The 13,957-nt window shown below is 71.6% G+C and carries 11 protein-coding genes; 5 read left to right on the top strand and 6 right to left on the bottom strand.

The features are described from left to right. Positions 1–6: 6 nt before the first annotated feature. The 4 genes from FHX44_RS27915 to FHX44_RS27900 all read right to left on the bottom strand — a co-directional run bounded on the left by FHX44_RS27915 (position 7) and on the right by FHX44_RS27900 (position 5,272). Complete coding sequence (locus tag FHX44_RS27915) at positions 7–2,394, bottom strand: xanthine dehydrogenase family protein molybdopterin-binding subunit (protein WP_147258511.1); 2,388 nt, start codon at positions 2,392–2,394, stop codon at positions 7–9. Between the two features lie 288 nt (positions 2,395–2,682). Continuing rightward, positions 2,683–3,306, bottom strand: a complete 624-nt coding sequence (locus FHX44_RS27910; protein ID WP_147258510.1) for an NADPH-dependent F420 reductase — start codon at positions 3,304–3,306, stop codon at positions 2,683–2,685. A 201-nt stretch (positions 3,307–3,507) separates the two neighbouring features. Then, positions 3,508–4,242: an SDR family NAD(P)-dependent oxidoreductase gene (locus FHX44_RS27905; RefSeq protein ID WP_147258509.1), complete on the bottom strand. Its 735-nt coding sequence runs from the start codon at positions 4,240–4,242 to the stop codon at positions 3,508–3,510. 94 nt (positions 4,243–4,336) lie between these two features. Continuing rightward, the gene (locus tag FHX44_RS27900; RefSeq protein WP_147258508.1) at positions 4,337–5,272 is read right to left on the bottom strand and encodes an SDR family oxidoreductase; all 936 of its coding nucleotides are present in this window, start codon (positions 5,270–5,272) and stop codon (positions 4,337–4,339) included. Between the two features lie 220 nt (positions 5,273–5,492). On the opposite strand from FHX44_RS27900, the gene FHX44_RS27895 reads away from it, so the two are divergent. Then, positions 5,493–6,404: a LysR family transcriptional regulator gene (locus FHX44_RS27895; RefSeq protein ID WP_147258507.1), complete on the top strand. Its 912-nt coding sequence runs from the start codon at positions 5,493–5,495 to the stop codon at positions 6,402–6,404. Between the two features lie 70 nt (positions 6,405–6,474). Here the strand turns inward: FHX44_RS27895 and FHX44_RS27890 are convergent, their stop codons facing one another. Next, a complete protein-coding gene (locus FHX44_RS27890) occupies positions 6,475–7,605 on the bottom strand; it encodes an FAD-dependent oxidoreductase (RefSeq protein WP_147258506.1) in 1,131 nt (376 codons plus the stop codon). A 153-nt stretch (positions 7,606–7,758) separates the two neighbouring features. On the opposite strand from FHX44_RS27890, the gene FHX44_RS27885 reads away from it, so the two are divergent. Genes FHX44_RS27885 through FHX44_RS27870 form a run of 4 tightly spaced genes read left to right on the top strand, consistent with a single transcriptional unit; the run spans position 7,759 to position 12,956 of the window. Then, on the top strand, positions 7,759–8,334 hold the full coding sequence (locus tag FHX44_RS27885; RefSeq protein ID WP_147258505.1) for an urease subunit gamma: 576 nt from the start codon (positions 7,759–7,761) through the stop codon (positions 8,332–8,334). Then, positions 8,331–10,004 (top strand): urease subunit alpha, encoded by a 1,674-nt coding sequence (locus FHX44_RS27880; protein WP_147258504.1) that lies wholly within the window; start codon positions 8,331–8,333, stop codon positions 10,002–10,004. Before FHX44_RS27885 ends, FHX44_RS27880 begins: the two co-directional genes overlap by 4 nt. Positions 10,005–10,021: 17 nt before the next feature. Continuing rightward, positions 10,022–11,659, top strand: coding sequence for an amidohydrolase (locus FHX44_RS27875; protein ID WP_425469158.1), 1,638 nt, complete (start codon positions 10,022–10,024; stop codon positions 11,657–11,659). Between the two features lies 1 nt (position 11,660). Continuing rightward, complete coding sequence (locus FHX44_RS27870) at positions 11,661–12,956, top strand: MFS transporter (protein WP_147258503.1); 1,296 nt, start codon at positions 11,661–11,663, stop codon at positions 12,954–12,956. A 152-nt stretch (positions 12,957–13,108) separates the two neighbouring features. Here FHX44_RS27870 and FHX44_RS27865 read toward each other — a convergent pair whose 3' ends face one another. Continuing rightward, a complete protein-coding gene (locus FHX44_RS27865) occupies positions 13,109–13,840 on the bottom strand; it encodes an alpha/beta hydrolase (protein WP_147258502.1) in 732 nt (243 codons plus the stop codon). Positions 13,841–13,957 lie beyond the last annotated feature (117 nt).

Genomic DNA, 13,957 nt, shown 5'->3' with positions numbered 1-13,957 from the left:
CTCCCGTCATTGTTGGCGCGTGCTGGCAGTGTGACCCGCCCCGCCGACGGCCCGCCAGACCTTCTCGGGAGTGATCGGCATGTCGAGGTGCGTGACCCCGAGGTGGGCGACGGCGTCGATCACCGCGTTCACGACCGCGGGTGAGGAGCCGATCGCCCCTGACTCGCCGATCCCCTTCACCCCCATGGGGTTGGTCGGCGACGGCGTGACCGTCTGGTCGAGGGTGAAGCTCGGCAGGTCCATCGCGGTCGGGAAGTGGTACTCGGCGAGGGTGGCGGTCCTCGGGTTGCCCGCCGCGTCGTAGAGGGCCTCCTCGTAGAGCGCCTGCGCCACGCCCTGGGCGATGCCGCCGTGCAGCTGGCCCTCGACGATCGCCGGGTTGACGATCGGGCCGCAGTCGTCGACGGCCACGTAGCGGCGGATCTCGACACGGCCGGTCAGCGTGTCGACCTCGGCCACGCAGATGTGCGTGCCGAACGGCCACGTGAAGTTGGGCGGGTCGAAGTGGTGGTCGGCGGTGAGGTTCGGCTCCATCCCTTCGGGCAGGTTGCTGGCGAGCGACGCCGCGAGCGCGACCTCCTGGATCGTGACCCCGGGACCCGAGGTGCCGGCCACCGAGAAGCGGCCGCCCGTGAACTCGAGGTCGTCCTCGGCCGCCTCGAGCAGGTGCGCGGCGATGGCGCGGGCCTTGGCGGCGACCTTCCCCGCCGCCACGTGCACCGCGACACCCCCCACGGGGAGGCTGCGCGAGCCGTAGGTGTCGCGGCCGAACGGGGCGATCGCGGTGTCGCCGTGCAGCACCTCGACGTCGTCGGGGTGCACGCCGAGTGCGTCGGCGGCGATCTGCGCCCAGACCGTCTCGTGCCCCTGTCCGTGTGGCGACGTGCCGGTGACGACCTCGACCTTGCCCCCGACCGTCATCCGCACGGTCGCGGCCTCCCAGCCGCCGCTCTGCAGCCGCACCCCCGCGGCGACCTTGGACGGCGACAGCCCGCCGCTCTCGGTGAAGTTGCCGATGCCGATGCCGAGCTGCACCGCGTCGCCCGCTTCGCGGCGCTCGCGCTGCTCGGCGCGCAGCCGCTCGTACTCGACGAGCTCCAGCGCCCGCCGCATGGTGGCCTCGTAGTCGCCGGAGTCGTACATCACGCCGGACGGGACGGTGCGCGGCTCGGAGAACGGCGGGATGAGGTTGCGCAGCCGGACCTCGGCCGGATCCATCCCCAGCTCGCGCGCCAGGTCGTCCATGATCCGCTCGTGCGCGTAGGCCGCCTCGGAGCGACCGGCGCCGCGGTAGGCGTCGGTGGGGGTGAGGTTGGTGAACACGCCCTTGCACTCGAAGGAGTAGGCGCCGAAGTCGTAGAGGCCGCAGTAGGTGAACGCGCCGAACACGGCGATGCCCGGGGTGAGCAGCTGGAGGTAGGCGCCCATGTCGGCGAGCAGCTCCACCCGCATCCCGAGGATCTTCCCCTCGCGCGTGGCCCCGACGGCGATCCTCTGGATCTGGCCGCGGCCGTGGGTCGTCGCGATGTGGTTCTCCGACCGCGTCTCGGTCCACTTCACCGGCTTGCCCACGCGACGCGCCAGCACGAACGCGAGCGCCTCCTCGGCGTAGACGTTGAGCTTCGAGCCGAACCCGCCGCCGACGTCCGGGGCAACGACGCGGATCTTGCTGTCGGACACCCCGCAGATCAGGGCGAGCAGGTCGCGCACGAAGTGCGGGACCTGGGTGGAGGTGTAGACGGTGAACGCGCCGCCCACCGGCTCCGGCGTCACGACGACCGCGCGCGGCTCCATCGCCGATGGCAGCACCCGCTGCTGCACGTACCGGCCCTCGACCACCACGTCGGCCTGCGCGAACGCAGCGTCGACGTCGCCGACGGCGAGCGGCCACGTGTAGCAGTGGTTGGTGCCGAGCTCCTCGTGCACGAGCGGGGCGTCCGGTTCGAGCGCCGCCTCGATGTCGACGACCGCCGGGAGCTGCTCGTAGTCGACCTCGACCAGGCCGAGCGCCTCCTGAGCCGTGTGCGGGTCGGTGGCCAGCACGACGGCCACCCCGTCGCCGACGTGGTTGACCTCGGCCACCGCCAGCGGCGGGTGGTCGGGGATCTTGATGTCCTCGGTGACGGGCCAGCCGCAGGGCAACCCGATGGCGAACTCGCCCGCCAGGTCCACGCCGGTCAGGACGGCCACGACGCCGGGGAGCGCGCGGGCGGATCCGGTGTCGATCCCGCCGATCCGGGCGTGTGCGAACGGGCTGCGCAGCACCGCCATGTGGAGCGTTCCGGCCGGCGTGATGTCGTCGGTCCAGGTGGCCCGGCCGGTGATCAGGGCGGCGTCCTCGCGGCGAGGCACGCTCTGCCCGACGTAGGCCGGAGTCTCGGCGATCTGGGTCATCTGGCGCGCCTCCTCGCTGGACGGGACCCCTCAGGGTGTTCTGGATCACGTCCTGCGGGAAGGGGAGATCGTCGGATTCACCCGGCCGCCGCCGACCACTCGGCGAGTCGGGGCCAGGAGAGTCCTGAACAACTCGCCCCGGACCGCGGTGGTGACGAACGCCCCCGGCAGCCGGCACCGGCAGTGCCAGTACGAGGCTGCCGATCAGCGAGGGCAGACGCTGCGTACCCGACCCGACCAGATTCCGGCGATACCGCCTCGGCGCGGGCGTGGGCCGGGGTGGGCCGCTCAGCCGGTGAATTCGTTGACGCCGAGAGCGAAGTCCCAGTGGCCAACCCCGTTGCCGGCGAGTCCCACCGTGACTACGCCCACTCCTTCGAGCCAGTGCGCCATTTTCAGGCCGCCGACGTCCAGCGGGCGCAGCCCGATGCTCTCGATGAATGACTTCACGCTCGCCTTCGCCAGCACACTGTCGCCGGCGATGAAGACGTCGGGTCGACCCTTCTCCAGGACATCACGGAAGATGGTGTTGAATGCCTTCACCACGCTGGCGCCGGCCGGGGCCACGTTGGCGACTTCCTGCGCGATCGAGGTCTCCTCGCTGTGGGCCAGCCCGTCGAACGCAACGTTGAAGGGGTTGCTGATGTCGACGATCACCTTGCCCGCGAGGGCGTCTCCGTACTCGACGACGACCGGAACGACACCGTCGTACAACAGGGCCGTGATGACGATGTCCCCGGCCGGGACGGCGCCCCACTTTCCCGCCGTCGCGCCGCCGCCCAGAGCCTCGGCCAGGTCATCGGCCTTGGACTGATCGCGGCCCATGACCTCGACGGTGTTACCGGCCGCCACCGCGAGCGTGCCGATGGTACGGGCCATGTTCCCCGTACCGATGAGGGTGATGCTGCTCATGAGATGTGCTCTCTTCCTGTTCTCGAGGTGTCGCTCTGTCTCGTTCGTGCGCGGCCACCGCGTGCACGTGCTGACCGATCCGCTTTCCCGGACGCGTCGCCCACGCAACATTTCGGCGTGTTGCGGATGTCCGCGTTCGAGATCAGTTCCTTGTGGCGACCGGGATGTTGCGGGGGCTACCCGCGGTATTCCCGTGTGTGGTCAGATGGCGGTTGTGCCACCGTCGGTGACCAGTTCCAGGCCGTTGACGTAGCTGGAGTCCTCGGAGGCGAGGAACAGGGCGACGGTGGCGACTTCTTCGGGGCGACCCATACTTCCGCGGGGGATCAGGGACTCGAATGCGGCCTTGGTGGCCTCGTCGAACAGTTCTTCCTGTTTGGCGGTGGCGACCTGGCCGGGAGTCAGGACGTTGACCCGGATCTTGCGGTCGCGCAGTTCGTTGAGCCAGACCCGGGCCCAGGCCTGCTGGACGGCTTTGCTCCCGGCGTAGAGGCTCCAGCCGGGGAAGGCGCCCAGTGAGGCGTTGGATCCGGTCATGAAGATCGAGCCGTTGTCGTTGATCAACGGCAGTGCTTTCTGCACGGTGAACAGGGTGCCGCGCGCGTTGAGCCAGAAGGCGCGGTGGAACTGTTCCTCGGTGATCTCGCCGAGGACGGCCGGTTCGCCCATCCCGGCGCTGGCCCACAGCACGTCGATCGAGCCCTTTTCCCGCTTGACGGTGTCGTACAAGCGGTCCAGGTCGTCCAGTTCGGCGGCGTCGCCCTGCACAGCGGTGACGTTGCGGCCGATCAGCTTGACGGCGTCGTCCAGTGCTTCCTGCCGCCGGGCCTGGATGAAGACGTGAGCTCCTTCCTCGACGAACAGCTTCGCGCCGGCCAGTGCCATGCCGGTGGATCCGCCGGTGATCACCGCTACCTTGCCATCGAGCTTTCCCACGATCACTCCTCTTGAGGTTGGGTATTCGGTGCCACAACCGGTGCGCCGGGACCTGCAAGCTTCACGGTGCAGCAGGCTGCGAGATTGCTCGCCGTCAGCTGGCGGAGAAATAATGGCCATTGTCCAAATCGGCAAGCAGGCCGGGCTGCGCGGGTTCCCAGCCGAGGGTCCGACGGGTGACGAGGTTGGACGCCGGGTAGCTCTGCGTGACCATGTTCGCGAGGAACCCGAAGTATCCCGGCACCATCAGTACGTCCGCGGGAACGCTCACGGCAGGCAGGCCCAGACGGCTGCCAATGGCCTCGGCGATATCGCGGAGCGGGATGGCCCCGTCCCCGACCGCGTGCCAATACTTGCCAGCCGGCCCCTTCTCCAGGGCCAAGCGGAACAAGGAGGCGGCATCGCGGATGTGCACGGCGTTCCACAGGTTCGCGCCGTCTCCCGGGTAGCCGACGAAGCCCTTCTCCTTCGCGAGCGCGATCAGCTGCACGAGGAAGCCGGCACGATCGGTCGCGCTGTGTGCGATGTTGGCAATCCGCACGACCGAAGACCGCACTCCCCGCTCGGCGAGGCCGACGACGGCGGTTTCCACGACGTTACGAACCCGCAGGGTGCCCTTGTACTCATCGCCGCCGGGAAGGGCCGGATCCTCCTCGGTGGCCGGCCGGCCCAGGTTCCCGGGCGAGCCGATGCTCCCCGCCGCGACCAGCGGCTTCCCGGTTTCCGCGAGTGCCTCGCCATACGCGAGCATGATCGGGAGCTCCGCGGCGGCCACGGCGTCGATCCCGCCGGACGGAAGCAGGTCTTGCCTGTGCGCGACGTGGATGACGCCGTCGGAGTCCGCGGCCGCCTCCTTCAGCCCGTCGAGATCATCGAGGTCGCCGCGACGCACCGTCGCGCCGAGCGCGGACACCGCCGCCGCGGCCGCGTCCGACCGGGCCAGGCCGGTGACCTCGTGCCCGGCGGCGATGAGCTCGGGGATGATGTACGAACCGAAATGGCCGGTCCCGCCAGTGACGAAAACGTGCATACTACTGTCCTCGCGAGACTAGGTGGATAGATCGACTGGCGTGATGTGGCGCGAGAAGCGATGATGCGGGTGCGGCTCAGCCGAGAATTCTGACGCCGTAATCCCGAATTCGCTCGGCCCCATCGGTTACTTGTCAAGGTAGCCATTGGCCTGAGTGGATGTCCAAGACTTCTTTCAGCCGTGGTGATACCGTGGGGGCATCACCAGACCGGGAGGCGCCATGGATCTGGACCTGCGCAAACTGCGCTACTTCGTCGCCGTGGCCAACCGGTTGCACTTCGGCCGCGCCGCCGATGAGCTGCATATCGCGCAGCCGGCGCTCAGCCGCCAGATCCGCGCGCTGGAGCAGGATCTCGGCGCCTCCCTGTTCACCCGGGATCGCCACGCCGTAGCGCTGACCGACGCGGGCCGACAATTGCTGGCCGACGCCGGTCCGCTGCTGGCCTCCGCAGACGCGGTCCGGCGCCGGGTGTCCGTGGCAGCCCGCGGCAGCCGGCGGCTGGTGGTCGGATTCCGGGCCGGCATCCCGGTCATCCCGGCGGCGCGGGCGTTCGAGGCCCGGCATCCGGACGTGGTCGTGGACGTGCAGCGGATGGAATGGGACGACCAGGCCCCGATGCTGCTCGACGGCCGCGTCGACGTCGGCTATGTGCGGCTGCCGATCGACGAGACCGGTCTGCGTGTGACTCCGCTGTACACCGAGCCGCTCATGGTGGTGCTGCCCGCAGGCCACCGGCTGGCGGGCAAGGAGGAGGTCACCGAGGCCGACCTGGCCGGTGAGCCGCTGGTCTGGCATGCCGACCCGAGCACGCAGCCCACCAGGCGCCCGCACCCCGACTCCGGGCTCCGGGTGCGCGGGGTGGAGGAGAAGCTCGAGCACGTCGCGGCCGGCCGGGGCATCTCGTTCGTGGGGCGTTCGGAGACCGTGTTCTACTCGCGTCCGGACATCAGCTACGCACCCATCCCGGAACTCGCGCCCGACCAGGTGTGCCTCGCAGTGGCGGCATCACGCACCTCGCCGCTGGCCGACGACTTCTTCGCCGCGGCTCAGGCGACGGCCGAGATCACGGCAGAATGTGGGAACCATGATGTGTCGCGGCTTGGAAGCGGCACCGTTTCACAGCACGGTTGAGCGGTTCGACTGACCACAGCCGCCTGGGCGCCGCGCAGTAGGCCTGAGTTGTTCAGGGCGCTCCTCAGGGCTACGCCCGCGTGCCGAACATGTGCCCTGCCATCCGCAGCGAGCCCTCGACGACCTCGAACCCGCGGGGCAGCATGACCCGCTCGTAGGCCGCGACCGCGTCGACGAGCGACGACCCGCCGGTCAGCTCCGCCGCGAGCGTCTGCGCGTCCCGCAGCGCGGTGTTCGCGCCCACGCCGCCGGTGGGCGGCATGGTGTGGATCGCGTCGCCGAGCAGCGTGACCGGGCCGGGCTCCCACGCCTCGACGCGCTCGCCGAACCGGATCGTGATCGGGAAGAACGTGTCCCGGTCCGCGTGCGCGAAGAGCTCGCGGACTCCTGCATGCCAGCCTGCCGTGGCGTCGACGGTCAACGCCCAGATCTCCTCCGGCGTCATCCGGAACAGCTCGTCGTCCGGCACGCCGAGGCGTTCGGGCGTGGCGGTGAGGACGGTCATGAGGTAGTCGGATGCGCCGTTGCCCGGCGGCGTGCGGAACCGGACCGGGGCGAAGCCCGCGCCGTACCCGGTGTCGTCGGCCACCCAGGAGAAGCCGCGGTCGAAGTCGGCGGGCACCAGCGGGTCGGTGGCCGGGGTGAGTGCCATCCGGCCGTACAGGCACCGGACCCCGAGGTCGCGCACGGCGGCGTGCGGGAGCAACTGCCGGCGCACCGCCGACCCGACGCCGTCGGCACCGACCAGCAGGTCGCCCTCGTCGCCGCCGCCCTCGGCGAAGTCCACGCGCACCCGCCCGGACGGCGACACCTCGAAGCCCGCCACCGTCCGCCCGAAGTGGACGGTGGCGCCGAGCCCGGAGAGCAGCCCCTGCCGGAACGTGAACCGGTCGACGCAGGTGATCTCGTCGCCGATCGGCGGGAAGGTCTGGGCCATCACCTGCTCCAGCTGGTCGGTGTAGCCGGCGACGAGGTCGCCGTTGACCCCGCTGGTGCGCTGCACCAGGTGGAGGACCTCCGGCGGGAGGCACGCGGCCAGCGCGGCGTTGCCGTCGCGGTCGATGTGGATGCGATAGCCCTGGTTGCGCAGCTGCGGCGACGGGTCCCGCTCGTACACCGCGACGTCCAGGCCGGCGCGGCGCAGCGCCTGCGCGAGCGCCAGGCCGCCGATGCCGCCCCCGCTGATGAGGATCCGAGTCATGCGAGCAGGTTATCATTCAACTGTTTGATTGAGTCACTCGTCTAATCGAATTGTGCATCTGCACAGTTTGAGAGCCCGATCTCGTGGGGCATCCGGCTATCCCACCGACCGTCCGGCCTCCATGCTGTGCCGGATGCCGATCCCGGAGGGCCGATGCACCTGACCCCTCGCGAACACGAGCGGCTGCTCCTCGCCGCGGGCGCCGACCTGGCCCGCCGCCGCCTCGCCCGCGGCGCCGTTCTCGGAGCGCCCGAGGCCGTTGCGCTGGTGTGCGACGAGATCTGCGAGCTCGCCTGGGACGGCCTGCCCTACGAGGAGGTCGTCGCACGGGCGCGCGAGATGGTGAAGCCCGAGCAGCTCGTCGACGGCGTGCCGGCCGCGGTGCCCGCGCTGCAGGTGGAAGCGCTGTTCCCGCACGGCTCGGTGCTCGTGCACGTCGACGCGCCGTTCGGGCCGCCGCCCACCGACGGCCCCGGCGCGGTGCGCGTGACCGCCGGGGAGGTCGCGCTGGCGCCCGGCCGCGAGCGGGCCACCGCGGTGCTGCGCAACACCGGCCACCTGCCGATCTGGGTCTCCTCGCACGTACCGCTGGACCACCTCAACCCGGCGCTGCGCGTCACCGCGCCCGAGGGCCACTACCGGCTCGACGTCCCGGCGGGTACGGCGATCCGCGTGGACGCGGGGGCCGAGCGCGAGGTCGCCGTCGTCCGGATCGGGGGTACGGCGTGACCGCGCTGGACCGGGCCGACTACGCCCGCCGCTACGGCCCCACCACCGGTGACCGCATCCGGCTCGCCGACACCGAGCTCTGGGTCGAGGTCGAGGCCGACGACACCGAACCGGGCGAGGAGCTGCTCGGCGGGTGCGGTAAGACCGCCCGGCACGGGGCGCTCGTCTCCAGCTCGGCCGACCGCGCCAGCGCGCTCGACATGATCGTACTCGGCGTGGTCCTGCTCGACCCGGTGCTCGGGATCCGCAAGACCAACATCGGGATCAAGGACGGCCGCGTCGTCGGCGTCGGCCGCGCGGGCAACCCGGACGTCCTCGACGGCGTGGCGCTCGAGGTCGACGCCCACACCGCCATGATCACCGGCGAGGGCCTGCTCGCGACGCCGGGGATCGTCGACTCGCACGTGCACCTCTCCAACGCCGACCTCGCCGAGGCCGCGCTCTCCGCGGGCGTCACGACGATCGTCGGGATGGGCATCGGCGGCGTCTGGGACGTCGGCGCGAACCCCCGCTACAACCTGCACTCCCTCATCGCCGGATGGGCGGACGTCCCGATCAACGCCGCGTTCCTCGCCCGCGGCTCCTCCACGTCGGCGGGCCTGCTGGAGGAGGCTGTCGTCTCCGGCTGCGCCGGGTTCAAGGTGCACGAGGACTGGGGCGCCACCCCGGACGTGATCGACACCTGCCTTGGGGTGGCCGAGGCCGCCGACCTGCCGGTGGCCCTGCACACCGACACGCTCAACGAGTCCGGCTACCTCGCCGACACCCTCGACGCGGTCGGCGGCCGCACCGTGCACGCCTACCACGTGGAGGGCGGCGGCGGGCACCCCGACCTGCTGTCGATCGTCTCCCGGCCCAACGTGCTGACCAGCTCGACGACGCCGACGCTGCCGCTCACGCCGTCCACCGTGGCCGAGCTCGGTCCGATGACGCTCACCGTGCACCGCGGCCACGCCCACGTCCCCAGCGACGCCGCGATCGCCGCGAGCCGCATCCGCGAGCACGCGATCTCGGCCGAGAACTGGCTGCACGACCAGGGCGCGATCAGCATCGTCAACTCCGACGCGCTGGGCATGGGCCGCATCGCCGAGTCCGCGCGGCGCACCTGGCAGCTCGCGTCCGTGCAGGCGGGCCTGGCCGGGGAGACCGGCCCGGAGGTCGCCAACAACGCGCGCGTGCTGCGCTACCTGGCCAAGCTCACCCACAACGCGGCCGTCGCGCACGGCATCGCGGGGCACGTCGGCTCGCTGCGGCCGGGCCGGCTCGCCGACATCGTGCTGTGGAACCCGGCGTGGTTCGGCGCCCAGCCCGAACTCGTCATCAAGTCGGGGTTCGTGGCCTGGGGCGCGGCCGGATCGGGATCCGGCTCCACCCGGCTCACCCAGCCGCGGCGGATGCGCGCCTTCTACGGCGGGCACGGCGCCGCGCCCGCACGACTGGCGCACGTGTTCGTGTCGCGGCACGCCGACACCGATGCGCTGCCGGCGGGACGGACGTACTCCCCCATCGCCGACAGCCGCGGCCTGACCTGCGCGGACATGCTGCACAACACCGCCACCCCGACCGTCGAGGTGGCGCCGGAGCCGATCCCGGTGCGCGTCGACGGCCGGGAGATCCCGCTGCACCGGTCCGCGACGCTGCCGCTGACGCGGCTGCACCACCTGGGATAGAGGGGTATGGGCTCGAATTGATCGCTGACCTGCTCGTGCGCAACGCCGTGATCGTCACGGTGGACGACGCGGCGCCCCGCGCGCACACGCTCGCCGTGCACCACGGCCGCGTGCTCGCCCTCGATGCCGACGGCCTGCGCGGCGAGGTCGAGATCGACGCGCAGGGCGCCGCCCTCGTGCCCGGGTTCGGCGACGCGCACAACCACATGGCGTGGTTCGGGTCGTCGCTCGACGAGGTCGACCTCTCCGGCCTCACCGACCTCGCCACCCTCTACGGCCGCGTGGCGGAGCGGGCGGCGACCCTCGCACCCGACGCGTTCGTGATCGGCGCCGGATACGACGACACCGCGATCGGCGGGCATCCCCACCGCCGCGAGCTGGACCGGGCAGCCGGGGGCCGCCCGGTGGTCCTCAAGCACCGCTCCGGGCACGTGACCACGGTGAACAGCCCCGTGCTCGAACGCATCGGCGTGCTCGACGGCTCCGCAGTGGTCCCCGAGGGCGGCGTCGTCGTCCGTGACGACGACGGCCCGACCGGCACCCTCGAGGAGCAGGCGCAGAACCTCGCGAGCGCCCTGCTCGTCCCCTACCCCACCGACGACCTCGCCCGCGCGATCGGCAACGCGTCCGCGGTGTACGCGGCGGAGGGCCTCACCCACGTCACAGAGTGCGGCATCGGCGGCGGCTGGGTCGGGCGCTCCCCGCGCGAGCTGGCGGCCTACCAGCAGGCGCGCGAGGCCGGCACGCTCACCGTGCGGGTGCAGCTCATGCCGGTGGCCGACGCCCTGCACCCCCTGGAAGGGCACGCGACCGACCCCGAGGGGATCGGGCTGGACCTGGCCATCCGCACCGGATTCGGCGACGACCGGCTGCGCATCGGCCCGATGAAGATCTTCACCGACGGATCGCTCGTGGCCCGCACCGCCGCCATGCGCGACCCCTTCTGCGACCGGCACAGCCACGGGTACCTCCAGGACGACCCGGAGCTGCTGCGATCGCGGATCCTGGGCGCTCATGCCACCGGCTGGCGCATCGCGGCCCATGCGATCGGCGACCGCGCGATCGACCTCGCCCTCGACGCGATCGCCGAGATGCAGCGCAGGCACCCGCGCCCCGACGCCCGCCCGCGCATCGAGCACGCCGCCGTCACCACCCCCGACCAGATCGCGCGCATGGCGGAGCTGGGCGTCACCCCGGTGCCGCAGGCGCGGTTCCTGTACGAGATCGGTGACACGATGGCCGCCGCCATCGGCCCGGACCGGGCCGCCGGTCTGTACCGGCACGCGAGCTTCCTGCGCGCCGGGCTGCGGGTGCCGGGCAGCTCCGACCGGCCGGTCGCGGCCGGTGCGCCGCTCCTGGGCATGCAGTCGATGGTGCAGCGACGGTCGGCGACCGGGGCCGTCATCGGCCCGGACGAGCGCGTCGACGCCGCCACCGCGCTGCGCGCCTACACGCTCGACGCCGCCTGGATCGCCGGCGAGGAGCGCGAGCGCGGCAGCCTCACGCCCGGAAAGCTCGCCGACTTCGTGCTGCTCACCGACGACGTCACCGCCGTCGACCCGGAGCGGATCGCTGACGTCGGCGTCGTCGCGACGTTCGTCGGAGGGCGCTGCACCCACGGTGCCGAGAAGCTCGGCTTGGACCAGGAGGTATGACATGGCGGTCACCGTCACCGAAGCCGAGGCGCGCAAGGTCGCGTTCGGCGCGTTCGTGGGCACCGCGCTGGAGTGGTACGACTTCTTCCTGTTCGGCACGGCCGCGTCGCTGGTGTTCAACCGGCTCTACTTCGCGAGCGACGACGTCGTCGTCGCCACCGCGGGCGCGTTCGCGTCGTTCGCGGTCGGCTTCCTCGCGCGCCCGCTCGGCGCCGTGCTGTTCGGCCACCTCGGCGACCGCATCGGCCGCCGCAAGTGCCTGATCATCACCGTCGCCCTGATCGGGTTCGTCACAGGCGCGATCGGGCTCCTGCCCACCTACTTCTCCATCGGCGTCGCCGCACCGGTGCTGCTCACCTTGCTGCGGCTGCTGCAGGGGGTCGCGGTCGGCGGGGAGTGGGGCGGCGCGGTCACGCTCGCCGTCGAACACGCCCCGAAGGAGCACCGCGGCCGCTACGCCGCGATGCCGCAGATCGGCTCCCCGATCGGCACGCTGCTGTCGTCCGGCGCGTTCCTGCTGGTCTCGCTGCTGCCGCCGGAGAGCTTCGACGCGTGGGGCTGGCGGCTGCCGTTCCTCGCCGCGTTCCCGCTGCTCTACATCGCGCTGTGGATCCGCAGGCGCGTCGAGGAGTCGCCGCTCTTCGAGCAGCTGCTGAAGGAGGACGAGCTCGCGAGCTCCCCGGTCACCGAGGTGTTCCGCAAGGCGTTCCCGCAGCTGCTGGTCGGTGCGGGCACGGCGTTCCTCGGCATCGGCGGCTTCTACCTCATCACGACGTTCGTGATCAGCTACGGCACCGCGAACCTCGGCATGAGCCGCTCGCTGCTGCTCACCGCCACGCTCGTCGCGGCCGCCGTCGAGATCGTCGTGCTCATCATCGGCGGGCGGATGGCGGAGCGCTTCGGGCCGGGACGCATCACGCTGATCGGCGGGGTGGTGTCGGCGCTGATCGCGTTCCCCACGTTCTGGATGATCGACACCACCAACGCAGCGCTCGTGATCATCGGGGTGACGCTCGCCGTCGCGTGCCTCTCGATCCCGTACGCGGTGTCCGGGGCGCTGCTCACCGACCTCTTCCCGGCGCACCTGCGCTACAGCGGCGTGGCGCTCTCGGCCAACGTCGCGGGGATCGTGAGCGGGTTCGTCCCCCTGCTCGCCACCGCGCTGCTGACCGTCAGCGACGGGCGGTCCTGGTCGGCCGCGCTCCTGCTGGTGGTCATCGCGCTGATCACGGCCGCCTGCGGCGCCCTCGCCCCGCGCGTCGCGCTCGCCCGCGACGAGGTGGTGTCCCGCGGGTAGGCCGACGCCCCGTCGGCACAGCCAGGTGCAGGCGGACACACGGGCGACACCGTACAACCGCAGGTAGACGCGCCGCGGGCCGATCAAGGCCCGCGGCGCACGCGCGGTCGCCGACACCGCCTACGGTCTGCTGCCGGCCTGACGACCCGGCCTCACTTCAGGTGCCGGGCGAAGAACCGGTTCCCGTCCTCCCCCTCGAACTGCGGGACGCCGGTGTGCCCGCCCATGTTGGCGTGCAGCGTCTTCTCCTCGGTGCCGAAGGCGTCGAACAGGTCCAGGGCCATCTGCCGGTCGTTTCCCTCGTCGTCCCACTGCAGCAGGACCTGCAGCGGAATGGTGACCTGCCGGGCCTCCTCGAACAGGGTGCGGGGCACGAAACTCCCGGCGAACAGGAGGGCGGCCGAGATGCGCGGCTCGACCACCGCCAGCCGGATGCCGATCGCGATCACCCCGCCCGCGTACCCGACCGGGCCGCCGATCCCGGGCAGCGAAAGCAGGGCGTCCAGGGCGGCCCGCCATTCCGGGACCGCCTTGTCGACCAGCGGGAGGACGAGCCGGTCGACGATCTCGTCGTCAACCGGCTCGCCGGCCTCCAGCGCACGGCGCAGGTCGGCGCGGGCCTCCTCGGCGGCGGCGGAACGAGGCCGGTCACCGCTCCAGGGGAGCTCGATGGTGGCCGCGGCGTAGCCCTCCGCCGCGGAGATCCGGGCCCGGGCCGCCAGTCGGGGGTACATCTTGTGCAGTCCGCCGGGGTGGCCCAGCAGGATCAACGGGGCCGGTGCGGATGCGGACCCGGGCGTCCACAGGATGCCCGGGATCTCGCCGAGGGTGAACCCGCGTTCGAGGACACCGTCGTCGAGGCGCTGTTCGGACGTGAATCGCATGGCCGTGCCTTTCGGGAGCGCTCGTGAACGGCGCTCCCGGACGACCTATCGCCCGACCGTGACCCCGGAGGGGAGCACCCATGTCGATACTGCGTTCACGGGTACCACCTCCTCGTT

Source organism: Pseudonocardia hierapolitana (genome assembly GCF_007994075.1).
Lineage (GTDB): Bacteria > Actinomycetota > Actinomycetes > Mycobacteriales > Pseudonocardiaceae > Pseudonocardia > Pseudonocardia hierapolitana.
This window is presented reverse-complemented; position numbering and strand designations above follow the sequence as displayed.